General features: G+C 59.4%; 25 protein-coding genes and 5 tRNA genes. 6 read left to right on the plus strand and 24 right to left on the minus strand.

Annotation, left to right across the window (positions count from 1 at the left end):
- Nucleotides 1-11: 11 nt before the first annotated feature.
- The 19 genes from J9892_RS23510 to ruvA form a co-directional block, all read right to left on the minus strand.
- A tRNA-Lys gene (locus J9892_RS23510) sits at nt 12-87 on the minus strand.
- Between the two features lie 22 nt (nt 88-109).
- Nucleotides 110-185 (minus strand) — tRNA-Val (locus J9892_RS23515).
- A 19-nt stretch (nt 186-204) separates the two neighbouring features.
- Nucleotides 205-280: transfer RNA gene (locus J9892_RS23520), tRNA-Lys, on the minus strand.
- A gap of 48 nt (nt 281-328) precedes the next feature.
- Nucleotides 329-404, minus strand: a tRNA-Val gene (locus J9892_RS23525).
- Nucleotides 405-436: 32 nt separating this feature from the next.
- A tRNA-Lys gene (locus J9892_RS23530) sits at nt 437-512 on the minus strand.
- A 174-nt stretch (nt 513-686) separates the two neighbouring features.
- Nucleotides 687-1,496: a tol-pal system protein YbgF gene (gene ybgF, locus J9892_RS23535; protein WP_041211017.1), complete on the minus strand. Its 810-nt coding sequence runs from the start codon at nt 1,494-1,496 to the stop codon at nt 687-689.
- Between the two features lie 157 nt (nt 1,497-1,653).
- Entirely contained in the window at nt 1,654-2,178 is a 525-nt protein-coding gene (gene pal / locus J9892_RS23540) for a peptidoglycan-associated lipoprotein Pal (RefSeq protein ID WP_010672877.1), read from the minus strand.
- Nucleotides 2,179-2,226: 48 nt separating this feature from the next.
- Nucleotides 2,227-3,552 (minus strand): Tol-Pal system beta propeller repeat protein TolB, encoded by a 1,326-nt coding sequence (tolB, locus tag J9892_RS23545; protein ID WP_010672876.1) that lies wholly within the window; start codon nt 3,550-3,552, stop codon nt 2,227-2,229.
- 77 nt (nt 3,553-3,629) lie between these two features.
- Entirely contained in the window at nt 3,630-4,760 is a 1,131-nt protein-coding gene (tolA, locus tag J9892_RS23550; protein WP_010672875.1) for a cell envelope integrity protein TolA, read from the minus strand.
- Between the two features lie 5 nt (nt 4,761-4,765).
- Nucleotides 4,766-5,212, minus strand: a complete 447-nt coding sequence (gene tolR, locus J9892_RS23555; protein WP_010672874.1) for a protein TolR — start codon at nt 5,210-5,212, stop codon at nt 4,766-4,768.
- Nucleotides 5,212-5,898 carry a protein TolQ gene (gene tolQ / locus J9892_RS23560; protein WP_010672873.1) on the minus strand — a complete coding sequence of 229 codons (687 nt, stop codon included), beginning with the start codon at nt 5,896-5,898 and terminating at the stop codon, nt 5,212-5,214. Before tolQ ends, tolR begins: the two co-directional genes overlap by 1 nt.
- Entirely contained in the window at nt 5,888-6,295 is a 408-nt protein-coding gene (gene ybgC, locus J9892_RS23565) for a tol-pal system-associated acyl-CoA thioesterase (protein ID WP_010672872.1), read from the minus strand. The genes tolQ and ybgC overlap by 11 nt, the downstream gene beginning before the upstream one ends.
- Before the next feature lie 284 nt (nt 6,296-6,579).
- A complete protein-coding gene (locus tag J9892_RS23570; RefSeq protein ID WP_039039483.1) occupies nt 6,580-6,891 on the minus strand; it encodes a cyd operon YbgE family protein in 312 nt (103 codons plus the stop codon).
- Entirely contained in the window at nt 6,878-6,994 is a 117-nt protein-coding gene (gene cydX, locus J9892_RS23575) for a cytochrome bd-I oxidase subunit CydX (protein ID WP_005331536.1), read from the minus strand. The genes J9892_RS23570 and cydX overlap by 14 nt, the downstream gene beginning before the upstream one ends.
- A gap of 14 nt (nt 6,995-7,008) precedes the next feature.
- Entirely contained in the window at nt 7,009-8,145 is a 1,137-nt protein-coding gene (gene cydB, locus J9892_RS23580) for a cytochrome d ubiquinol oxidase subunit II (protein WP_010672870.1), read from the minus strand.
- A 12-nt stretch (nt 8,146-8,157) separates the two neighbouring features.
- Entirely contained in the window at nt 8,158-9,714 is a 1,557-nt protein-coding gene (locus tag J9892_RS23585; protein WP_010672869.1) for a cytochrome ubiquinol oxidase subunit I, read from the minus strand.
- A 686-nt stretch (nt 9,715-10,400) separates the two neighbouring features.
- A complete protein-coding gene (locus J9892_RS23590; RefSeq protein WP_029313687.1) occupies nt 10,401-10,643 on the minus strand; it encodes a hypothetical protein in 243 nt (80 codons plus the stop codon).
- 10 nt (nt 10,644-10,653) lie between these two features.
- The gene (ruvB, locus tag J9892_RS23595; RefSeq protein ID WP_041211014.1) at nt 10,654-11,664 is read right to left on the minus strand and encodes a Holliday junction branch migration DNA helicase RuvB; all 1,011 of its coding nucleotides are present in this window, start codon (nt 11,662-11,664) and stop codon (nt 10,654-10,656) included.
- An 8-nt stretch (nt 11,665-11,672) separates the two neighbouring features.
- Entirely contained in the window at nt 11,673-12,287 is a 615-nt protein-coding gene (gene ruvA / locus J9892_RS23600) for a Holliday junction branch migration protein RuvA (protein ID WP_010672867.1), read from the minus strand.
- Nucleotides 12,288-12,519: 232 nt separating this feature from the next.
- Here ruvA and J9892_RS23605 point away from each other — a divergent pair, with 232 nt between their 5' ends.
- The 3 genes from J9892_RS23605 (at nt 12,520) to J9892_RS23615 (ending at nt 17,216) form a co-directional block, all read left to right on the plus strand.
- Nucleotides 12,520-14,529: a methyl-accepting chemotaxis protein gene (locus J9892_RS23605; RefSeq protein WP_210539140.1), complete on the plus strand. Its 2,010-nt coding sequence runs from the start codon at nt 12,520-12,522 to the stop codon at nt 14,527-14,529.
- Between the two features lie 137 nt (nt 14,530-14,666).
- A complete protein-coding gene (locus J9892_RS23610; protein ID WP_210539141.1) occupies nt 14,667-16,391 on the plus strand; it encodes a proline--tRNA ligase in 1,725 nt (574 codons plus the stop codon).
- A gap of 195 nt (nt 16,392-16,586) precedes the next feature.
- Entirely contained in the window at nt 16,587-17,216 is a 630-nt protein-coding gene (locus tag J9892_RS23615) for a 3'-5' exonuclease (protein WP_171865504.1), read from the plus strand.
- A gap of 194 nt (nt 17,217-17,410) precedes the next feature.
- Here the strand turns inward: J9892_RS23615 and J9892_RS23620 are convergent, their stop codons facing one another.
- The 3 genes from J9892_RS23620 to J9892_RS23630 form a co-directional block, all read right to left on the minus strand.
- Nucleotides 17,411-18,091 (minus strand): SDR family oxidoreductase, encoded by a 681-nt coding sequence (locus J9892_RS23620; RefSeq protein ID WP_045523363.1) that lies wholly within the window; start codon nt 18,089-18,091, stop codon nt 17,411-17,413.
- A gap of 18 nt (nt 18,092-18,109) precedes the next feature.
- A complete protein-coding gene (locus tag J9892_RS23625; RefSeq protein ID WP_010672862.1) occupies nt 18,110-18,739 on the minus strand; it encodes a TIGR04219 family outer membrane beta-barrel protein in 630 nt (209 codons plus the stop codon).
- A 92-nt stretch (nt 18,740-18,831) separates the two neighbouring features.
- Nucleotides 18,832-19,272 carry a copper chaperone PCu(A)C gene (locus J9892_RS23630; protein ID WP_039039478.1) on the minus strand — a complete coding sequence of 147 codons (441 nt, stop codon included), beginning with the start codon at nt 19,270-19,272 and terminating at the stop codon, nt 18,832-18,834.
- A gap of 89 nt (nt 19,273-19,361) precedes the next feature.
- Between J9892_RS23630 and J9892_RS23635 the strand changes: the two genes are divergently transcribed.
- Nucleotides 19,362-20,111, plus strand: a complete 750-nt coding sequence (locus J9892_RS23635) for an enoyl-CoA hydratase-related protein (RefSeq protein WP_210539142.1) — start codon at nt 19,362-19,364, stop codon at nt 20,109-20,111.
- Nucleotides 20,112-20,113: 2 nt separating this feature from the next.
- On the opposite strand, the gene J9892_RS23640 is transcribed toward J9892_RS23635, so the two are convergent.
- On the minus strand, nt 20,114-20,542 hold the full coding sequence (locus J9892_RS23640) for a DUF2753 family protein (protein ID WP_010672859.1): 429 nt from the start codon (nt 20,540-20,542) through the stop codon (nt 20,114-20,116).
- Nucleotides 20,543-20,627: 85 nt separating this feature from the next.
- Nucleotides 20,628-21,335 carry a ParB-like protein gene (locus tag J9892_RS23645; protein ID WP_042014597.1) on the minus strand — a complete coding sequence of 236 codons (708 nt, stop codon included), beginning with the start codon at nt 21,333-21,335 and terminating at the stop codon, nt 20,628-20,630.
- A 173-nt stretch (nt 21,336-21,508) separates the two neighbouring features.
- On the opposite strand from J9892_RS23645, the gene J9892_RS23650 reads away from it, so the two are divergent.
- Both J9892_RS23650 and J9892_RS23655 read left to right on the plus strand, forming a co-directional pair.
- A complete protein-coding gene (locus J9892_RS23650; RefSeq protein WP_128313682.1) occupies nt 21,509-23,113 on the plus strand; it encodes an ABC transporter substrate-binding protein in 1,605 nt (534 codons plus the stop codon).
- 110 nt (nt 23,114-23,223) lie between these two features.
- Complete coding sequence (locus J9892_RS23655) at nt 23,224-23,523, plus strand: hypothetical protein (protein WP_010672856.1); 300 nt, start codon at nt 23,224-23,226, stop codon at nt 23,521-23,523.
- Nucleotides 23,524-23,580: the final 57 nt, after the last annotated feature.

The following is a 23,580-nucleotide window of genomic DNA, read 5'->3' on the forward strand; positions in this document are numbered from 1 at the left end:
GACTGAAATGATGGTGGGTCGTGCTGGATTCGAACCAGCGACCAATTGATTAAAAGTCAACTGCTCTACCGACTGAGCTAACGACCCATCGAAATCATTTTTTAAAGCATGGTGGTCGTTACTGGGCTCGAACCAGTGACCCCCTCCTTGTAAGGGAGGTGCTCTCCCAGCTGAGCTAAACGACCTGGGATTCAATGTTCAGAGTGGTGGGTCGTGTAGGGTTCGAACCTACGACCAATTGATTAAGAGTCAACTGCTCTACCGACTGAGCTAACGACCCACATCCTGAACCTTTCACGAACCGCATGTGGCGGCCAGTGTTACAACATGGTGGTCGTTACTGGGCTCGAACCAGTGACCCCCTCCTTGTAAGGGAGGTGCTCTCCCAGCTGAGCTAAACGACCTGGGAATATTGTCTTCACCTGCTGTGAAGAAATGGTGGGTCGTGCTGGATTCGAACCAGCGACCAATTGATTAAAAGTCAACTGCTCTACCGACTGAGCTAACGACCCTCACCACGACCAGTGCCGACTGCATTACTGCTCCGGCTCTGACGGCGGCCTATATTACGGATTTATCATCCTGGCGCAATAGAAAAATCTTAAATTAAATCTGATTGTTCACTGCGCATACAAAGCACGGCGGTATTTACAAGAGTGTTACGAAAACAGTGACATGCAGCAATGTCACAGCTTGGCCAGACTCTGTTTGGCCAGCTGGGCCGGCGAGGTGTTGGGGTAACCCTTGATCACCTGCTCATAGAAGGCCTTGGCCTCTGCTTTCTTGCCGTCAAGCTGGGCGAGCATGCCGAGTTTCAGCAGGGCATCGGCCCGCTTGGGTGACTTGCTGTATTTGTTCGCCACCGTGGAAAACTGGCTCGCGGCCCCCGCCCTGTCACCCTTGTTGAACATCAGCTGGCCGAGCCAGTAGTGGGCATTGGGAACATAGCTGGAGTTCGGGAACTGCTTGATGAACCCTTCGAAGGCAGGAATGGCCTTGTCGTAGTTCTTCTCCTTGAGCACCATGTTCACGGCTGCGTCGTAGGCCTGGTTCTCATCCTGGTTGGTGGAGTAGTTGGCAGCCGCGGCAGGAGGCGTTGCAGCACCTGCAGCAGGTGTTGCGGGCGCGGCGGCAGGCTGGCTGTTGGCCACCTTGTCGAGCTCTTGGTAGAGTTGGCGCTGGCGCTCCTGGGACTGCTCCATCTGGTAGGTCTGCTGTTCCAGCTGACCACGCAGCTCGGAGACCTCCCCTTGCAGGGAGTCGACCTGTTGCTGCAGTTCGGCCTGCAGACGCAGACGGGCGTTGAGGGTACGCTCCAGCAGAGCAACCCGGTCTTCCAGGCTGCCGGTCGGTACGATGGCACCATTGTTGCCGCTCAGCACTACGCCGCTGCTGCCAGAATCCCCGCTCAGATCGCTCACGGGTGCTGCCGCTTGCGCATTCAAAGCAACCAACACGGCCAGCGCAACACCAGCTTGCTTGTACACAGATTTCATTCGGATCAAACCTTAGCGTTTAGTGCAAATAAAACGGCCAGCGCATAGTCGCTCGCTGATACAGATTTCATTCGGATCAAACCTTGACGTTTAGTGCAAATAAAACGGCCATCGAAATGGCCGCTTGCATATAAACGAACTTCGTTCGACTCAAACCTTAGTAAACCAGGACCGCACGGCGGTTCTTGGCAAAGGCTTCCTCGGTGTGGGACAGATCCAGCGGCTTCTCTTCGCCATAGCTGACGATGGAGAGCTGCTCGGCCTGCACACCCAGGGTTTGCAGATACTTGGCAACAGCCTTGGCACGACGCTCACCCAGCGCGATGTTGTATTCCGGCGTACCGCGCTCGTCGGCGTGGCCTTCGATCAGTACCTTGACGCTCGGACGTTCACGCAGGTAGCTGGCGTGGGCATCCAGCAGGTCGGCGTACTGACCCTGAATGTCGTAACCATCGTACGGGAAGTAGATCACGTTGTCGCGTTGCAGCGCTTCGAACTTCTGACGCATCTGCTCTTCCGGGGACAACATGCCGTTGGCGCCGCCGGTTTGTACACCGCCCATGCCGTCGGTCATGCCGGACTCGGCGCCAGCGGCGTCGGAGTCGGAAGAGGAGCTACAGGCAGCCAGGGTGAACAGTGGCAGTGCGATGGCCAGACCCTTGAGCAGTTTATTGAGTTGCATGCTATTTCCTTAAACCTTTATAACAAAACAAAAAACAATCGATTTTTATCAATTCAAGAAGGGCGACCAAGCTGGTGCACGAATTTCACCGCTACTGGTCGGAAGCACTGCCTTGAAGCGACCGTCGGTCGACACCAATGCAAGACTCTTACGACCCTGATAGATGGTGGCATAAATGATCATGCTGCCATTGGGAGCCACACTTGGCGATTCATCCAGAGCACTCTGGGTCAGTACCAGCATGGCTCCATTTTCCATATCCTGGCGAGCGATGCGATATTGTCCCTGAACCCGGGTCACCATCACCATGGACTTGCCGTCCGGTGTGATGGATGCCCCCTGGTTGGAATCCCCTTCCCAGGTCATCCGGCGAGTCATGCCAGTCGCCAAATTTACGCTATAAATCTGGGGTTTGCCACCACGTTCAGAGGTGAACAGCAAAGTTTGACCGTCCGGCATCCAGGAGGGTTCGGTGTCGATGGTACGGTTATTTGTGACTCGGGTGAGTTGCTTGCTAGCAACATCAACGACATAGATGTCAGGCTGCCCATCTTTGGACAGAACAATAGCCAAACGACGACCATCTGGAGACCACTCCGGCGCACCGTTGATGCCACGGAAGCTGGTGATCAGACTGCGCTGCTGGGTGTAGATGTCCTGCACATAGATCTCGGACTTCTGGTTCTCGAAGCTCACGTAAGCCAGCTTGCTGCCATCCGGCGACCAGGCCGGGGACATCAGGGGTTCACGGGAGCGCAGCAGGGTCTTCTCGTTGTAGCCGTCGTAGTCGGAGATCCGCAGCTGATACGGGAACTGGGTGCCCTGCTGCACGGAGACATAGGCCAGACGAGTCAGGAAGGCGCCACGCTCACCGGTCAGACGCTCGTAGACGATGTCGGAGATGCGGTGGGCAAACTGGCGCATCTGGGCACCCGGGATGGTCGCCATGCGGCTGTCCAGGATGTAACCGTTCGCTTCACCGCCCTGGGTCTTGGCCAGCTGGCCTTTCAGGACGTCGACCAGCTCGAAGTTGATCTTGTAGGTACCATCACCCACGGCGGCGATGGAGCCGACCACCACGGCTTCGACCCCCTGGGAAGCCCAGGGTGCGAAGTTGATCTCGCCGCTGGTGCTCGGCGTCTGCGGCATCTGGCCACGAGCCAGCGGCTTGAACTTGCCGCTGCGCATCAGGTCGTTGGAGACCACTTCCGCGATATCCTGCGGCAACTGGCCATTGCCCTCCCACTTGAAGGGGGCGATGGCGATGGGGCGCGCACTGTCGATACCGCCGGTGATGACGATGTCCAAGGCCGCCTGAGCACTCTGGCCCAGCAACAAACAGCCAACCAAAGCAAAAAACACTTTTCTTATCATGGCTTAAACTCTCAGTTCCAATTTGAGACTCAGTTCTCTGATCAACAACCCTTGCCAATCAAAGCAGAAACACTCTCTTAAATCGTTGGCGCTAGCTGAAGGCGTAGATCCTTCATCAATTCGAATGCCGCCGGATCCTTCGGCACCGGCAACTGGTTGGCCTTCAGAACCGCCGCCTTGCCGGAGCGACAGACCGCCGGATCACCCTGACCGTTGTCCACCGAGATGACGAAGCCGCTACTGGCCAACTTGACACCGATAGTACATGTTTTGCCCCGCATGGTGGGATCCAAAATCATGTAGCGCTCGACCGTGGCCTTGATGAGGGCGGCATACTTGTCGACTTCGCCCTTGGCGGCTGCCGATGCTGCCTGACTGCGCGCATTGGCCTCGGCGGCCAGCTGCTGCTCCATCATGGCTTCCATCTCTTTTTGCAACTTGGCCTCTTCGGCCGCCTTGCGCTTGCGCTCCGCCTCAATCTTGGCCTTTCTGTCGGCCTCGGCCTTCGCCTTCTTCTCTGCGTCAGCTTTTGCCTTCTTGTCAGCCTCTTCCTTCGCCTTCTTCTCGGCCTCGGCCTTGGCTTTCTTCTCGGCTTCCGCCTTCGCCTTTTTCTCGGCTTCGGCCTTGGCCTTCTTCTCGGCTTCCGCTTTCTTGGCCTTGGCCTCTTCCGCCTTTGCCTTCTCTTCAGCCTGCTTCTTCTCCAGCTCTTCTTTTTTCTTCTTGAGCGCCAGCGCCTTGGCCTCTTCCGCCGCCTTGCGTTCGGCTTCGGCCTTCTTGGTCTTCTGCTCTTCCAGCTTGCGGGCTTCCTCGGCTTTCTGGGCCTTCTCTTCCGCCTGCTTCTGTTCAGCCTCTTTCTTCTGCTTGTCGGCTTCGGCCTTGCGGGTCGCCTCTTCGGCCTGCTTGCGCTTGGTCTCGGCGATACGCAGACGCTCCTGCTCCTGTGCCAGCTCGCGTTTGACGCGCTCAGCGTCTTCCTTGTCCTTCTGCTGCTGTGCAGCCTTGGGCTGGGCCTGCTTCTGCTGCTGGACCTGCTGCATCTGCTGCTCCAGCATTTCGCTGTCCATCATGACCGCATTGACGATCTGTCCCTTGGACTCGGGGCGCTTGGGTTTACTGAAGTCGACACCGACCAGCAGGATGATGCCGATGATCAGATGCAGCAGCAGCGACGCGACGAGATAACCGGAAATACCACGCTTCACATCCATCTCCGTCAGTTCACCGGATCCGTCATCAGACCAACCTGAGGCACACCGGCTTTCTTGAGGGCCACCATCAGCAGGATCACCTCCTCGTAGCGCACGGACTTGTCACCGGCGACCACCACAGGCGCGTTCTGGTTGATGGCCAGATAGCCCATAGCCTTCTCGGTGATGTACTGCTGCATCGCCTCTGGTGTGCCGCTCGGTACGGGTTCGTCATCCGCCTCGCCGGCCTTGATGACGTACTCACCCTCGGTATTGACGCTGACGATGAAAGGCGGCTTGGAGTCTTCCGGCAACTGCTCGGACTCCGCCTGGGGCAGGTCGACCTTGACCCCCTGCGTGATCACGGGCGTGACCGCCATGAAGATGATGAGCAGCACCAGCATGACGTCGATATAGGGCACCACGTTGATCTCGGCGACCTTTTTGCGTTTGAGCCGCTGATAGGTTTGCATTACTTCTCACCCTGCTGTGCGATTTGGCGATTCAGAATGGTGGTGAACTCGTCCATGAAGTTGGCGTAGGCGTTTTCCAGCCGTTCGACCTTGTTGGTGAAGCGGTTGTAGAAGATAACGGCCGGGATGGCGGCAAACAGACCCATGGCGGTGGCGATCAGCGCCTCCGCGATACCCGGTGCCACCATCTGCAGGGTCGCCTGCTGAACCTGACCCAGAGCGATAAAGGCGTTCATGATCCCCCAGACGGTACCGAACAGACCGATATAGGGGCTGATGGAGCCGATGGTCGCCAAGACCGGCAGGTTGGACTCGAGATCGTCCACTGCTCGGGACAGGGAGACGCGCATGGCGCGATAGGTACCGTCCATCACCGCATCCTGACCGCGGGCACCGGCCTTGAGCAGGCGGGCATACTCCTTGAAGCCGGAGTAGAAGATGTCTTCCATGCCTTCGATGTCGTCACGACGGGAGGAGGACTCCTGGTAGAGACGATTGAGGTCGACCCCGGACCAGAATCTGTCTTCAAACTGCTCCGAAGCGAGGTTGGCCGCCTTGATGGCCTTGGAGCGCTGTATGATCAGCGCCCAGGAGACGACCGACATGCCCATCAGGGTCATCATGACCAGTTTCACCAACAGACTGGCTTGCCAGAACAGGCCAATAAACGAAATTTCAGCGTGCACTTAACAGCACTCCCTTGATTTTTTCAGGTATTGCAACAGGTTTCATTTGCGGATGACTGACACAGGCGATCTGTACCATGGCCTGAGTGATCAGCCGTCCATCAGCCGCCAGGATCTGCTGTGAAAAACGCATGGAAGCGCGTTTCACTTCAGTTACTTGCGTCATTACGGTCAGCAGTTCATTGAAGCGGGCCGCCGCGCGGAAGTCGATTTCGGTGCGACTCACCACAAACGCGATCCCCGCCTGCAGCAGGACATCCTGTTCGATGCCGCCTGCGCGCAGGAATTCGGTGCGGGCCCGTTCCATAAACTTGAGATAATTGGCGTTGTAGACGATGCCTCCGGCATCCGTGTCTTCGTAGTAGACACGCACCGGAAACTCAGAGACTTCCCCCATAAAAATCTGTGATCCATTCGACAGTCAGATGGGGGGCTATCATAGCGCAGGGCTGAATAGGAAAGAAGCAGGGGGAGACAGGGAAATCCCCTCTCTCCCTGTTTTTTATGGCGTGCAGCAGCGCCGACAGGCCGAAGACCACAGGGCTGTCAGCATCACAAGAAAAGCGGACAAGAGAAGTGGCTGCGAGCGGCGTGACGAGCGAGGTTCTGTCGCTCTGACCGGGCGGCGGCACGCCCCTCAAAAAAAGAAGGAGGTGGGCTCATGCCGACCTCCTTCATCATTTATGGCAGGTAGTAGCTGCTGGTCAGCCAGAGCCCGCAGAGCAGGCTGGGCAGGGCGAGCCAGGGGAAGAACAGCACGCGACCCACCAGGCTGCGCGGGTGAAACCCCAGTCCATGCATGACACCGCAACAGACCGCCCACATCAGCCAGGGCGCAAGCCAGAGGCCGTGCTCACTGGTGTTGGCCGCGACCAGGTTGGGCGCCTGCAAGATGGCGACAGCCAGCAGGGCCGCCGCCAGCAGCATCAGACCTTGCCATGGCTGGCGCTCCAGAGGAGCGGCCAGCCGGGCGAGCCTGTCACTTGTCTTCATCAATCTGACGATCCAGGTTCTCGGTGTGCTCCAGCCAGAGCGCATTGATAATCCCAAACGCACAGGCCAGCAGCAGCCCCAGGATCCAGGTGAAATACCACATATCAGGGCACCTTCTTAGTAGAGCGATTGTTGGTTGTCTTCGATGTGCTTGTTACTCACCCGGCCGAACATCTTGATGTAGGTCCAGATGGTGTAAGCCAGCACGGTCGGCACGAAGACGACTGCGACTACCGTCATCACCTTGAGGGTGTTGAAGGAGGCGGTGGAATCCCACATGGTCAGGCTCTGGGACGGCTCGAGGCTCGAAGGCATCACGAACGGGAACATGGAGAAGCCCGCGGTCAGGATGATGCCGGCGATGGCCAGGGAGGAGAACAGGAACGCCACCCAACCCTTGTCCAGCTTGGCCGCCACGGCGGTCAGCAGACACATCACCAGACCCAGCACGGGTGCGGCAATCATCCAGGGATAGAGGTTGTAGTTCTGCATCCAGGCACCGGCCTGCACCACCACTTCCTTGTGAAGGGGGTTGGTGACGGCGTCGGTGGCGACGGAGCCCACAATCACATAACCATCCATGCCGCTCACCCAGACACCGGCCAGGGCGAACAGCACCAGGGTCAGCAGGGAGAAGATCATGGCGGCGGTGCGAGAGCGCGCCAGCACTTCACCTTCGGTCTTCATCATCAGCCAGGTTGCACCCTGAGTGATGATCATGAAGAGGCTCACCAGACCGGCCAGCAGACCGAACGGATTGAGCAGACCGAAGAAGTTGCCGTGATAGGTCATCATCAGGAACTGGTTGAAGCTGAACGGTACACCTTGCAGCAGGTTGCCGAACGCCACCCCGAAGATGACAGGGGGAATGGCGCTACCGGCAAACAGAGCCCAGTCCCAGTTGGAGCGCCACTTGGCATCTTCCTGCAGGGAGCGGTACTTGAAGCCGACCGGACGGAAGAACAGCGCCATCAGGGTCAGGATCATGGCGATGTAGAAGCCGGAGAAGGCCGCCGCATAGACCATGGGCCAGGCGGCGAACAGGGCGCCACCGGCGGTCACCAGCCAGACCTGGTTGCCTTCCCAGTGCGGCCCCATGGTGTTGAGCATCACGCGACGCTCCACATCCTTCTTGCCGACGAAGGGGAGCAGGGCACCCACCCCCATATCGAAACCGTCGGTGATGGCAAACCCGATCAGCAGCACGCCGACCAGCACCCACCAGACCAGACGCAACAGTTCGTAATCAAACATGGGTCACTCTCCTTATGCCTTGCTCTGTTCGAAGTGGTACTTGCCCGTCTTCAGGCTGCTTGGGCCCAGGCGCGCATACTTGAACATCAGGTACATCTCGATGATCAGCAGTACTGTGTAGAACAGGAAGATCCCGATCAGAGAGAACCAGATCTCGGACGCAGGAATGTTGGATGCAGAGACATAAGTCGGCAGCATCTCGGCGATGGTCCAGGGTTGACGACCATATTCAGCGACAAACCAGCCCGCCTCGATGGCGATCCAGGGCAGCGGAATGCCGTACAGCAGCGCCTTGAGCAGCCACTTGCGCTCGCCGATCTTGTGGCGGGTGCTGTCATAGAAGGCCAGACCGATCAGCACCAGCATCAGGATGCCGCAGGCGACCATGATGCGGAAGGCGAAGAACAGCGGCAGTACCTGCGGGATGGAGTCATCCACGGCGGCCTTGATCTGCTCGTCGGTGGCGTCGGTCACGTTGGGGGTGTAACGCTTGAGCAGCAGACCGTAGCCCAGATCCTGCTTCACTTCGTCGAAGCGGGCGCGGGTATCGTCGGACTTGTCACCGGATTGCAGCTTGGTCAGCAGGTCGTAGGCGGTCATGCCGTTGCGCACGCGCAGCTCATGCTCGCTCTTGAGATCCTTGAGACCAGTCACCTGACCGTCGAGGGAACGGGTGGCGATGATGCCGAGGGCATAGGGGATCTTGATGGCGTAGTCGGTGCGCATCTCCTCCTGATTCGGGATCCCGAACAGGGTGAAGGATGCCGGAGCCGGCTCCGTGTTCCACTCGGCCTCGATGGCCGCCAGTTTCACCTTCTGCACTTCCCCGGTCTCGTAGCCGGACTCGTCACCCAGCACCAGCACGGAGAGGATGGAGGCCATGCCGAACGCGGCCGCGATGGCGAAGGAGCGACGAGCGAACGCCACATCACGATTCTTCAGCAGGTAATAGGAGGAGATCCCGAGCACGAACATGGCGCCCGTGGTATAGCCTGCCGCCACGGTGTGGACGAACTTGACCTGTGCAACCGGGTTGAACACCAGGTCGGCGAAGCTCACCATCTCCATGCGCATGGATTCGAAGTTGAACTCGGCACCCACCGGGTTCTGCATCCAGCCGTTGGCGACCAGGATCCACAGTGCGGAGAGGTTGGTCCCGAGCGCCATCAGCCAGGTAGCCGCCAGGTGCTGGCGCTTGCTGAGACGATCCCAACCGAAGAAGAACATACCGACGAAGGTGGACTCCAGGAAGAAGGCCATCAAGCCTTCGATGGCCAGCGGGGCCCCGAAGATGTCGCCGACATAGTGGGAGTAGTAAGCCCAGTTGGTACCGAACTGAAACTCCATGGTGAGCCCGGTGGTAACCCCGAGGGCAAAGTTGATACCAAACAACTTGCCCCAGAACTTGGTCATGTCCCGGTACACTGTGTTGTTGGTCATCACATAGACAGACTCCATGATCGCCAGGATGAAGGCCATCCCCAGCGTCAAGGGTACAAACAGGAAGTGATAAAGGGCCGTCGCAGCAAATTGGAACCGCGATAGGTCTACCACATGCTCAGCAATCATGATGTTTCCTCACCGATTATTGGCACGGCTATTTTAAGTTTTAAGGACAAAGCTTCCATTGGAAGTCCCCGAACGGTCGGTCACCCCTCGCGGACTGACCGGATTCGACTGCCACCACATTAACAACAAGGCAATATACAGGAACAAAAAAAGCTAATGTTTAACATCTAATAAACAATAACCAGGGTTCTATTCCCGCCTATAATGATCGCTGTTTTATATCACCTTTATTTGATTGAAATCAATGTAAAACCACCCTCAATACATGTTTTTTCAAGGTAACTTATAGGGCTTTCCCCATTAATTATGGGAGCTTCATCACAAAAAACGATAAGTCGTAAATGATTGATTTAAATCAATTTTATGACCAACCAAAATAGTTTTAATTCTGTTAAACAAATACGCAACCACGGAAATAAAGCCCTCGCGTCTCGATTATTTCAATAAATGGCCAGGCTCATCCAAAAATCAATTTAAACCCAGTAAAAACACATGTTTATGCGGATTGGCACTCCTACCAAAATCATTAGTTTATCTAATCAGAAGCCCATAGATTTTCTTGTTTGTCCCACCCGTAAAGAGCTCCTACAATGCGCCTCGCAGTGAGGGCATACCTCTGAATACAGGCCGGTCATTCCGGGTTCCCGGTACGTATTCGATGAACATTTCGAACCTGTTTGTTGGGATTAATGATGAAAAAGTTTGTTGCCAAGACCATCCGTTACTACAAGCTTTCTTTCGTTCAACTCTATCAAATGAACCGACTCTGAAGCCTCGCGACGGCTCCTCTGTTTTTTCCCGACCGGTCTGCAGACGCGCTCACTGTCTGTGAACATCCATCCTGAATTGTCTTTGCCCACCGCCTGTGCCGTGGGCTTTTTTTTGCCTGCAAAACAAAAAGCCGCCTCAAGGGCGGCTTTTTGGTTCATATCGCAACGTCTACTGATCTGCCGGTCGTTCCAGGCCAAAGTGTGCGTAGGCTCTCTGAGTTGCGATCCGCCCTCTGGGTGTACGTTGCAGATAGCCTTGCTGGATCAGATAAGGTTCCAGCACGTCTTCTATGGTGTCCTTCTCCTCACCGATGGCGGCGGCCAGGTTGTCGAGCCCGACGGGCCCCCCCATAAACTTGTCGATGACGGCCAACAATAGCTTGCGATCCATGAAGTCGAAACCTTCGTTGTCCACATCCAGCATGTCCATGGCACGGGCCGCAATGGGTCCGTCAATTCGCCCGTCAGACTTCACCTGGGCAAAATCCCGTACCCGCCTTAACAAACGGTTAGCAATCCGCGGTGTCCCCCGGGAGCGACGGGCTACCTCGAGAGCGCCGTCTTCCGTCATGTCGAGCCCGAGGCAGCGGGCGCTGCGAGAGACGATGTCGGTCAGGTCCTTGACGTTGTAAAACTCGAGGCGCTGCACGATGCCAAACCGGTCACGCAGGGGGCTGGTGAGGGAGCCGGCCCGGGTGGTGGCACCGATCAGGGTGAAGGGAGGGAGATCGAGCTTGATGGAGCGGGCCGCTGGCCCCTCCCCTATCATGATGTCGAGCTGGTAGTCCTCCATGGCCGGATAGAGCACCTCCTCCACCACCGGGCTGAGACGGTGGATCTCGTCGATGAAGAGTACATCGTTCGGTTCCAGGTTGGTGAGGAGCGCCGCCAGATCGCCGGCCTTCTCCAGCACGGGGCCCGAGGTGGTCTTGATGTTGACCCCCATCTCGTTGGCGACGATGTTGGCCAGCGTGGTCTTGCCAAGGCCGGGAGGCCCGAAGATCAGCAGATGATCGAGGGCCTCCCCGCGCTGGCGGGCGGCCTCGATGAAGATCTCCATCTGATCGCAGACATGATCCTGTCCGGTGTAATCGGCCAGCTTTCTGGGCCGGATGGCCCGATCGATGATCTCGTCCTCACGGGCGGCACCGGCCGAGATGAGGCGATCCGCTTCAATCATTGTCTACCTCACACCAGGCTGCGCAGGGATTCACGAATGATCTCCTCTACCGACATGCCGTCGGCGGCCACCTTGCTGACGATCTGGCTGGCCTGCTGCGGCTTGTAGCCGAGGGCCACCAGTGCACTGGCCGCCTCCTCGCTCGCATCCGGGGCACGCAGCGGGCTCTCTTTCGCGGGCAGGGTGATTTCGGCCGGGGAGAAGAGATCGTGGCTGACCCAGCCCTTGAGGCGGTCTTTCATCTCCACCACCAGGCGCTCGGCGGTCTTCTTGCCCACGCCGGGCAACTTGACCAGGGAGCTTATCTCCTCGCGCTCGACGCTCATCACAAACTGGGTGGCCGTCATGCCGGAGAGAATGGCCAGTGCCAGCTTGGGGCCGACCCCGTTGGTCTTGATCAGCTCGCGAAACAGCGCCCGCTCCTGTTTGTGGTTGAAGCCGTAGAGCAGCTGGGCATCTTCACGCACCACGAAGTGGGTGTGAATGACGGCCTCCTTCCCGAGTTCGGGCAGATCATAGAAGCAGCTCATGGGCATATGAACCTCATATCCCACCCCTCCGACTTCCAGCAACACCTCGGGGGGTTGCTTCTCGATGATGACGCCTCTCAAGCGACCGATCATGTTCTTTTCCTCGCCACGCAGACTCTCGCAAATTGGGTCATAGCATAAAGAATAACTGGATAAGTATCCAGCATAGGTCCATGCAGATCATGGGATGACCAGCTCTTCATACCCGGCCATTTCCCTCGTTCAGAACACTGTCTGTCACTTTATTTTCCATCGGGGATGGCACATCTTCGTCATTGATTGAACACTGAAATGGTCTTGTTCGGCACCAGGGAAGGCTTGAATCATGAAAATCGTCACCACATCCAACCTCGGACTCACCATTCTGCTCGGCTGCACCCTGGGCATGGGGGCGATCGGCTGGTATGGCAGCCAGCGGCTGGCTGATCTGCTCTCCTACGTCCTGGGTGCCGCCTGGCAGACGGCAGATGGTGCCATGGAGGGCTCCATCGAACTCGGCAACCAGTCGCTCTATATCCAGAAGATGCTCTCGGGGATCCCCCTCGACGCACCGGAGCTGCAACGGGCAAAAGAGGCGGCCAGCGACGCTTTGCGCCGGGTGGAGCAAGGCGGGCTCATCGATGCGGCAGCCATCACCACGCTGAAGCAGCATGAGCAGACCTATCAGCAAGAGCAGGCACAGCTGCTGACTCTCTATCGCACCTTCACGAGCGCCGATGAGGCGCTGCGTGCCAGTTCTGAACGCATGTCACGCCTCTCGACCAGGCTGGAGGTGATCGGTGACGAGGCCGTCGAGAGCCTCACCCGCTCACCGGATCAGGCCATCAGCTGGAACGGCGGCCTCGCGACCCGCTGGCAGGCGGCCGATGGCGGCATGGAGGCCAACATCGGATTCTTGCGCCAGCTCTATGCGCTGGAGAAGATGCAGAGCGAAGGCCCTACTCCTGCCATCCAGGCCGAGCTGGCACAAGCCACCCGCTTCTATCAGGACGCGGTTGACGGCATGCTGGCAACCGGCCAGTTCGATGTGCCCGGTGACGGGGAGTTTGCAGGCCAAATGCTCTCCACCCAGTATCGCGCCCTGCAAGCCGACAATGCCCGCCTGATCCGTGAATGGACCACAGCCCTGAGCGCTTATCAGAACCAGCTGGCCCGTTACGAGCACAGTGCCGACCAGCTCAGGCTGGCTCTGGTCGAGGTCGAGGCCCAGGGGGACGCCACCGTCGAGGATCAGGTTCACCAGCTCAACGCCATCATCGACTACACCAAGGGACTCATCCTGGGGGGCTTGCTGCTCAGCCTGCTGATCGTCACCTGCTGCGGCTTCTGGCTGGTTCGCACCATTGTTCGCCCGCTACTCCAGGTCGACAAGCGCATGCAGGACATCGCCGCCGGGGAGGGAGATCTCAATGCCCGCATCAACCTCTCACGCGACGACGAGATTGGTTCCCTGGCCGGCAGCGTGGATCGCTTCATCGAGAAGCTGCAGAAGATGATCAGCGCCACCATGGACAACAACCGGCACATCAACCAGCACGTGCACACCTCGGTCAACCGGGTCCAGGCCATCAGCCAGAGCAGCCGCCAGACCGCAGCGCATGCCCAGGCGCTGCACCACGACAGCGAGCGGATGGTGCAGGTGGCCACCACCATCTCGGACAACTGCAACCTGGCGGCACACAACGCCAACGAGGTGCGCCAGCTCACCACGCAAAGCAGCCAGTATGTCTCCTCCGCCACCGCCGGCATGCAGCGGGTGGTCATGGAGGTGGGTGAATGTGCCACCGCCATCAACGCCCTCAAGGAGCAGGCAGGGCAGATTGGCCAGATCATCTCCACCATCAGCAATATCTCGGAGCAGACCAACCTGCTGGCACTCAATGCCGCCATCGAAGCCGCCCGGGCGGGCGAGATGGGGCGCGGTTTTGCCGTGGTGGCCGACGAGGTGCGCACCCTGGCCAATCGCACCGCCACCTCCAGCGCCGAGATAACGGACGTGATCAACAGCATCCAGCAGCAGACAGAGCAGGCCTATCTGATGATGCAACGCAACCTGAAAACCGTGGAATCGGGTATGGCGGACTCCGACAACACCAAACAGATCCTGTTCAAGGTAGAAGAGGCCATCGATCAGCTCGCCGACATGGTGCAACAGGTGGCAGAGGCGACCAGCCAGCTCTCCCACACCCTGGGGCACACCACGGGCAAGGTTTCGGATATCAGCCTGCAAGCCCAGACGGGCGAACAGGAAGCCCAGGAGTGCCTGCAACTGGCCTCCTCCCTCCATCAGGCCAGCCAGCAGCAACAGCAGTTGCTGTCGCAATTTCGGGTCTAGTGCGGGCGGAGCAAGGCCCCCGCCCTCCCCCCAGCGCCGCTGAATTTAGCCCTTGGGCCGGGGGGCTTCGCCTGTTAAAATTCCGCACTTGAAATTTTCCAGGGCCAAGCCGCCCGAACTAGCGAAGGTCTACCGCGATGCGTACCAGCCAATATCTGCTTTCCACTCTCAAGGAAACCCCCTCCGACGCTGAAGTTGTCAGCCACCAGCTGATGCTGCGCGCCGGGATGATCCGCAAACTCGCTTCCGGCATGTACGCCTGGCTGCCGACCGGCCTGCGGGTCCTGAAGAAGATTGAAAACATCGTCCGCGAAGAGATGAACAATGCGGGTGCCGTCGAAGTGTCCATGCCGGTGGTACAGCCCGCCGAGCTGTGGCAGGAGTCCGGCCGCTGGGATGACTACGGCCCCGAGCTGTGCCGCCTGACCGACCGTCACAACCGCCCCTTCGTGCTGGGTCCGACCCACGAAGAGGTGATCACCGCGCTGGTCCGTTACGAAGTGAACAGCTACAAGCAACTGCCGCTCAACCTCTACCAGATCCAGACCAAGTTCCGCGATGAAGTGCGCCCCCGTTTCGGCGTGATGCGTGGCCGCGAATTCCTGATGAAGGATGCCTACTCCTTCCACATCGACAAGGCCTCCCTGGTCGATACCTATGAGAAGATGCACGCGGCCTACTGCACCGCCTTCACTCGCATGGGTCTGAACTTCCGCCCGGTGCAGGCCGATACCGGCTCCATCGGGGGCACCGGCTCCCACGAATTCCAGGTGCTGGCTGAGAGCGGTGAAGACTTGATCGCCTTCTCCGATACATCCGATTACGCCGCCAACATCGAGATGGCCGAAGCCCTGGCACCGGCTGGCGAGCGCGCTGCCGCAACCAAAGCCCTGACCAAGGTGGCTACCCCGGCCGTCCACACCATCGATGAAGTAGCCGCTTTCCTGAACGTGGCGCCGACCGCCATCGCCAAGACCCTGCTGGTACTGGCCGAGGAAGACGAGCACGGCAAACAGGCCGTCATCGCCCTGGTACTGCGTGGCGACCACGAGCTGAACGAAATCAAGGCCGAGAAGCTTTCTGGCGTGGCTAACCCGCTGACCTTCGCCAACGACGAGCAGATCAAAGCGGCCGCCGGTTGCGATGCCGGTTCCATCGGCCCGGTCGACTTTGCCGGTCGCATCATCGTCGATCGCAGCGCCGCCCATCTGGCGGACTTCGTCTGCGGCGCCAACGAGACCGGCTTCCACCTGACCGGCGCCAACTGGGATCGCGACATCACCTCTTTTGAGGTTGCCGACCTGCGCAACGTGGTAGAAGGCGACCCGAGCCCGTGCGGCCAGGGCAAGCTGCTGCTCAAGCGCGGTATCGAAGTGGGCCACATCTTCCAGTTGGGCACCAAGTACTCCGAAGCGATGAAGGCGAGCGTGCTGAACGAAGGCGGCAAGTCCGTCACCATGGAGATGGGTTGCTACGGTATCGGGGTTTCCCGTCTGGTGGCTGCCGCCATCGAGCAGAACAACGACCAGTACGGCATCATCTGGCCGGATGCCATCGCCCCGTTCGAAGTGGCCATCGTGCCGATGAACATGCACAAATCCGAGCGCGTCGCCCTGCAGGCACAGCAGTTCTACGCCGAGCTCAAAGCCGCCGGGGTGGACGTGCTGTTCGACGACCGTAAAGAGCGCCCGGGTGTGATGTTCGCCGACATGGAGCTGATCGGTGTGCCCCACGCCATCGTCATCGGTGACCGTGGTCTGGACAACGGCGTGGTGGAGTACAAGTGCCGCCGCTCCGGCGAGAAGCAGGAAGTGGCGATCAAAGAGATCGTTGCCATGCTCAAGGCCAAGCTGGGTCGCTGATAACGCCGACACCGCCTTTCGCTTTTCATAGGAAAGCCCCGAGTGCCACGGCACTCGGGGCTTTTTATATGGCTCTCAGCCATGATGCACAAAAATGCGTCTCCAGCGTGAACCAATGAGATAACTGCATTGCCCTGTACACGGCACGGCTGATTTCCTAGACTGGCGCTCTTTACCCAGCTTGCCCGAGAAGTTATGTCCATCGCCTCAGCCAATACCGTTGTCGTGCTCGACTTCGAGACCACAGGGCTTTCACCCGGACAAGGGGATAGAGCCATCGAGGTCGGTGCCGTCAGAATCAAGGATGGCCATATCAGTGAGCGTTTCTCGGCATTGATGAATCCGGGCTTCAACGTGAGCAGCTTCATCGAGCAATATACCGGGATCAGCAATGCCATGCTGAAACAGGCTCCCCCCTGTAACGAGGTGATGGCGGATTTCGTCGACTTTATCGGTGATGACAATCTGGTCGCCCACAACGCCTCCTTCGACAAGCGCTTTCTGGATGCGGAAATAGAGCGATTGCCGGCGCAATACCGCGGCCAGTTCGCCTGTTCCCTGCTGCTATCGAGGCGCCTGTTTCCCGATGCCCCGGATCACAAGCTGGGTACCCTGGTGCAATACCGGAGTCTGCCCAATGACGGGGTGTTTCACCGTGCCCTGGCGGATGCAGAGGTGACGGCCCACCTCTGGCTTGCCTTGTTGGAAGAGCTGGCGTGTCGACATGGCATTATCGACCCGGACTTTGAATTGCTGCTGACCCTTGGCAAGAAGCCAAAACAGGTGATTCCATCCTTCCTGCGGGAATATGCGACTCGGAAATAATATGTGCCGACATGCATCATCAATCATCCATGCCATGTCGGCACTGAATTTACCCGCCTTCAAATCCATGATGGCCCGGCGTAAAGAGAGGCAGGCAAGCAGATAATTTAGCACTGCACATCAATGAAAAAGCGCGCCAAATGGCGCGCTTTTTGTTTCCTTGTCATCTGGCGACGGGGCAGGTTCACGGCGCTTCAGGCATTGCGACCGATAAAGAGGTCGGTCACATGGCAGCTGCTTCTCGCGGCCAGCGCATCCAGCATGTAGGCTGCAGCGTCTTCCGGCGTCATGAAGCCACTCGAATCCACGTGATCCGAATTCTCCCAGAACTCGCTGCGGATCCCGCTCGGATAGAGGTTCACCAGTCGCAGGGGAGCACTCTTCAGCTCGGCCCGCAAGGATTCGAGAAAGCCGCGCATGCCCCATTTGGAGGCGCAATAGAGGCTCTCGTTGGCCTTGCCGGTCTGGGCGGCAGAGGAGAGCACATTCGCCAGCACGCCGCCCTTGTCACCGATGAGGCGCACCGTCTGCTGGGCCACCAGTATGGTGGAGATGAGATTGCTCTCCACCACCCGGCGGATCTGCTCGGCGGTGTAGACACCCACCGGGCCGAACTCGCCGACACCGGCACAGTGGATCACCATGTCGGGCAGGCCGCCCCACTCCACCGCAGCGGCAAAGGCGACATCCACCTCTTCGTGGTGCGCCAGATCGGCGGCAATGCCGATCACCGCCTTGCCGAGCAGCTCTTCCTGCTCCTGCAGTTTCTGGTAACGGCGACCCATCATGGAAACCTGATGGCCGCGTTCAACCAGCCCTATGGTCAGGGCGCGGCCCAGTCCGGACCCCGCGCCAGTCACTATGATGTGGCCCATGTGTGCTCCTCAGGGAGATCAGAAGGTGAATTCACCACCGATGAACCAGCCGTCGATGGTCTGATCGACGCGATCGAAGTCCATCTCGGCCTCACGCCAGCCGGCGCGGATCTTGAGCGGCACGGAAGAGAACTTGTAGGAGCCGCCCAGACGGTAGTCGTAGTTGTCGGCATCCTGCACCCGCATATCGCCAAACGCCGCAAAGCCGGTCCCCGGGATGCGTACTTCACCCCCGGTGTAGGCCATCAGCACATCCTTGTCATAGGAGTAGTGCTGGGTGTTGAAATCACCGTCGTAGCGACGACCGGTCAGACCCAGATCGATCTGGAACAGATCGTTGTTGAACAGGCGATAGTAGAGGCTCAGGTCGTAAGCCAGCAGATCGTTGTTGAAGCTGCCACCGCTGCTGCTGAAGTCGGACATTTCAAACTTGGCGTTGGGCAGCAGCAGGATGCCGTGCTCCAGTTGCAGGTAGCCGCTCCAGTTGTAGTTCTCGTCGTAGCTGCCATCGGCACCCACGCTGCTGACCTGGCCACTTCCCTGGGCATTCCACAGATCGGCACCCGCCGCAAAACGCCAGTCATTGGCGGCCATGGCCCCATGGCTGAGCAGAGCCATCACAGTGCCGGCAATCAGGGTCTTCTTCATCACTTCGCTCCATTTTGGACTGGAAAGGCCATCATTTTACCCGCTGGGCAAGGAATACCTAGAGTAAAAAGCTGAACAAGCGTCCATAAATGTCAGTGCTTCATCCCTTTCATGGGTTCGACCGGCTTCACGGGCAGGCTCAGTGACAGCGTCTGACCATCGTCCAGGGTCAGGGTCAGCGGGAAGGGCGTGCCCTGGGCCAGGGTATGGATGTCGAACAACATGATGTGCAGGCTGCCGGGCTTGAGCACGGCCTCCCCCTTGGCCGGGATCTCGATGCTCTCCACCTGGCGCATCTTCATGACGCCGTTCTCGTGCAAATGGGTGTGCAGCTCGACACGGCCCGCCTCAGGGGACGCTCCCGCCACCAGTTTCACCGGTTTGTCCCCATCGTTCCTGAGCACCATGAACGCCGCCGTGTTCGGCGAGCCAGGGGGCAGCAGGCGCACATAACCATCGACCGCGTCGACCTTGGCCAGGGCCGGGGCGGCCAGAAGCAGTGCCATGGTGGAATAAAACGCACGTTTAAACATGGTTGAAATCCTTTTATGATGTTGTTAAACGAGACAAAGCTTACCCCTGTGGCAAGCTTTTGGCAGCCCCCGACAACAAGGATTCAGACATGGCCCTCACAATTCTGGCCGAACAGCAGGACGGCTTGCTCACCCTGACCTTCAATCGACCGGAAAAGCGCAATGCCCTCAACACGGAGACGTATCTGGCGCTGACCGACGCACTGCGCCAGGCCGCCTGGGACGAAGAGGTCCATGTGCTGCTGTTGCAGGGCCAGGCGGAGTGCTTCACCGCCGGCAACGATCTGGACGACTTTGTTGGCAAGCACGCCCTTGAGCCGGACGATCCCATCCTGCAATTTCTGCACACCCTGGCCGACTTCCCCAAACCGGTGATCGCCGCCGTGGGCGGCCCGGCAGTCGGCATCGGCACTACCCTGCTGCTGCACTGCGACCTGGTCTATCTGGCTGACAACGCCCGGCTGCAGCTGCCTTTCGTCGAGCTGGGACTGGTGCCGGAGTTTGCCGCCAGCCTGCTGCTGCCACGCGCCGTAGGTCACCTCAAGGCGGCGGAGCTGTTGCTGCTGGCAGAGGCCATAGATGGAGAAGAGGCGCTGCGTCTCGGGCTCGCCAACCGGGTGCTGGCCCCGGCGGACCTGCTCCCCTTCGCTCGGGAGCAAGGGCTGAAACTGGCGGCCAAGCCGCCGATGGCGCTCCAGAAGAGCAAGGCGCTGCTCAAGCAGGAGCTCAAACAGGCGGTGCATTTCGTCATCGACCTGGAAGCGCGCGCCTTCGCCCAGGCCCTGCAAGGGGAAGAGGCGCAAAGCCGCATCGCCAGCAAGCTGCAAAAACGGCGCTGAACTCAGTTGAGACGGAACCGGCCTATCAACTCGCAGCCTTGCACCCTGTCCTGCACCTGGATAAGCCGGGCGATCTCCGGATTGGGGTGGCGCTTCAAGAAGGAGAGCAGGGCGGCGCGGCAGCAGCCCAGCTCGCTGATGAGAGATTCGCACTCCCGGTTGGGGCACTGGGGCACCAGGGCAGTGACCAGCTCGGAGGCGAGCTTGAGGTAGCGCAGTTCATAGGCGGGCTCTTCCATGGCACGCCAGAAGTCGGCCATGCGGTGACAGGTGGCGACCCGCATGCTGGCCAGTTCGTCCAGATCCCCGGAGGCCAGCTCATACACTTCCCCCAGGGCCTGCTGATAGAGGCAGATCGCCGTGCCCAGAGCTCCCATGCCAAGGGCATTCTCCGCCTCCAGCATGTAACGTTGCCAGTTCTGATGTTCCATGTTCCTCTCCTTTGCCGACACGAGTGGAGTCTGTATCATGGCCAATCGAGAACAAATATCAACCAGACCCTTTGTGCAGGATCCCTCAACCCGCCGTTCTGGGCTGATTGACGCGACACTGCTTGCCGGGGTAACCAGGCAGATCCGCCGCCTTGCTGCTGCACGCCAGCCGTTTGGCTTCGGCGAGGCGATCCGCGAGGTTGACCTCATCGATCGGCTGCCAGGCCATCTGCTGGCCGAGCCAGCTGGCCCAGGCAAACTCGACGAAGTAGACCTGATCCTTCTTGCTGAAGTAGCCCGCATCCTGCAACAGCCCCGCCAGGGTGCGGTAGGGATAATCCGGCAATTCACCGATATGACCGGGCAACTGCTCGGGAGTCAGGGGTTGACCCCGTTCATCCTTGAGCCAGGCCCAGTGGTTGTTCTGCATCTGGCTCCAGAAATTGGCCCTGTCCTGCAACCGTGCAATCACCTTGACCCTGACCTGCTTCACCCCCTGCTGCCACAGCGCCTTGGTCAGGTGGTGCCTGTCCACCAGCCAGTAACCCCCATCCGGCGCGATGACGATAGGGATCTCTTTCTTTTTCATCAGCTTGTCGAGCTGCTTCTCGCTCTTGTCCGCCAGCTCCCGGGCTGTGGTATCCACCTGCAACTGACCGACGCCGCCCTGGGTGGGGTGCAGCGCCTCTATGTTCACTTCGCACCAGCTTCCCACCGGGCTGCTCTTCTCGCACGGGGACAACGCCCAGGCGCCCTGGCTCAGCACGCAGGCCAACAAGATCCATGCTCTCATCACTTTCTCCTTTTCCTGGCGCTCACGGCGCCCCCTCGTTGACAGCCGCATCGGATATCATGGGACTCATGCTGGCGGTCTGACCAGCAAAGGGGATATCATGATTTCCCATCTGCCGGCGATGCATTCTCGCCGAGTTTTCTCCTCGCTTCACACATTTTGAAGGATTCACCATGAAAGGATGGAGCCCCCTGCTGGCCCTGCTGGGCTGTGCCTGCGTCCAGGCCGCCGATGTGCCGCCCGGTACCCCACTCGCCGCTGAACAGGCCGTCGTCCGTCATCTCAAGGATGAACCGGCGAGCCTGAGCCCCCTCAAGCTGGTGGGACTGCCGGAGCTGCAGGTCCTCAGGGACCTTTACGAGGGGCTGCTGACCCAGGGGCCGGACGGCAAGGTGCTGCCCGGGGTGGCATCCCGCTGGGACAACGAGGGGAACCAGACATTCACCTTCCACCTGAGGCCGGATGCCCGCTGGTCCAACGGCGACCCCGTGCGCGCCGCCGACTTCGTCTATGGTTGGCGCAAGCTGGTTGACCCCAGGGAAGCCGCCACTTTCGCCTGGTTCGCCCAGCTTGCCCGCTTCGACAAGGTGGACGACATAGTGGCAGGCAGGCTGGCCCCCGATGCGCTCGGGGTGGAGGCCGTCGATGACCATACCCTGAAGGTGACCCTCTCCCAGCCGGTGCCCTATTTCCTGAGCCTGCTGACCCACCCCAGCCTGTCGCCCCTGCACCAGGCCAGCATGGAGCAATATGGCAACCAGTGGACCCAGCCCGGCAAGCTGGTGGGCAACGGCGCCTTCGTGTTGAGTCACCGGGTGGTGAACGAGAAACTGGAGCTGACGCCCAATCCCTACTACTGGGATCGCGCCCACACGGTGCTGACCCGCGTCACCTTCGTGCCCATCAACCAGGAGAGCGCCGCCACCCACCGCTATCTGGCCGGGGATCTGCACATCACCGAATCCTTCCCCAAGGAGCAGTACCAGAGCCTGATGGCCCAGATCCCGGGGGAGGTCTATACCCCGGAACAGCTCGGCACCTACTACTACGCCTTCAACACCCAGCGCCCGCCCCTCAATGATGTGCGGGTGCGCCAGGCGCTCTCCTATACCATCGACAGGGGCCTGATTGCCGACAAGGTGCTGGGCACCGGGGAGAAACCGGCCTACCACTTCACCCCGGACGTGACCGCCGGCTTCGACCCCAAGCCCAATCTGCTCTCCACCAGCAGTCAGCAGGCGCTGGACGAGCGTGCCAGAGCCCTGCTGAAAGAAGCGGGCTACGGCCCAAGCAATCCCCTCAGGCTGACCCTGCTCTACAACACGGCGGAAATTCACAAGAAGATGGCGCTGGCCATCGCCAACCTGTGGAAACAGAAGCTAGGGGCCCGGGTCGAGCTCACCAACCAGGAGTGGAAAACCTATCTCGACAGCCGTCAAAGCGGCCAGTTCGAGGTGATCCGCTCCTCCTGGGTCGCCGATTACAACGACCCCTCCGCCTTCCTCGGGCTCTGGGGATCGGGCCACAGCGGCAACATGGCCCGGTTCACCAACCCGGCTTACGACAAGCTGCTGGCGCAGGCGGCCAACAGTCAGGATCCCGCAGAGCGGGCCCGCCTGTTCGATGAGGCCGAGGCCATCTTGCAGAAGGAGGCCCCCATCGCCCCCATCTACCAGTACACCAATGCCCGGCTCATCAAGCCCTGGCTCAAGGGGTATCCCATCAACAACCCGGAAGACGTGGCCTACAGCCGTCAGCTCTACCTCGTCAAACACTGAGTCCGGGGAGGGGTCGGGACATCTGACCCCTCCTGGCACTGTTCCTGTTCAAGTTCCCGGCATAAAATGCCGCCTCTTTTCATTCATCAACCCCGTGATCCGATCCTGCCATGCGTGCTCTGCTCCTGATTGCCCTGTTTGTTGCCCTTCCCGCCAAGGCCGCCGATGAAACCGAATGCCGCCAAGCCTTCCTCGAATGGATGTTGAGCCAGCAGAAGCAGTTCAGCGACCGCAAGGCCAGCAAGATGGAGCGGCGCAATGCCGAACGAGCCATCGATCAGGCCCGGGATGCCTTCGCCAAGCAGGAGAGTTTCTGCCAGGCCATGGCCTGGGTCGCCAGCGCAGAAGACAATGACCCCCGCTTCAAGCCGAGGACGGGGGAGATCCACGACTTCACTCCCCGCGGCTGAGCCGCCATCTACGACTTTTTTCAGCCTTTCCCGTGTTGATTTATTGACCCAAGCCAA

Origin of the sequence: Aeromonas sp. Prich7-2 (assembly GCF_017939255.1) — a bacterium.
Lineage (GTDB): Bacteria > Pseudomonadota > Gammaproteobacteria > Enterobacterales > Aeromonadaceae > Aeromonas > Aeromonas caviae.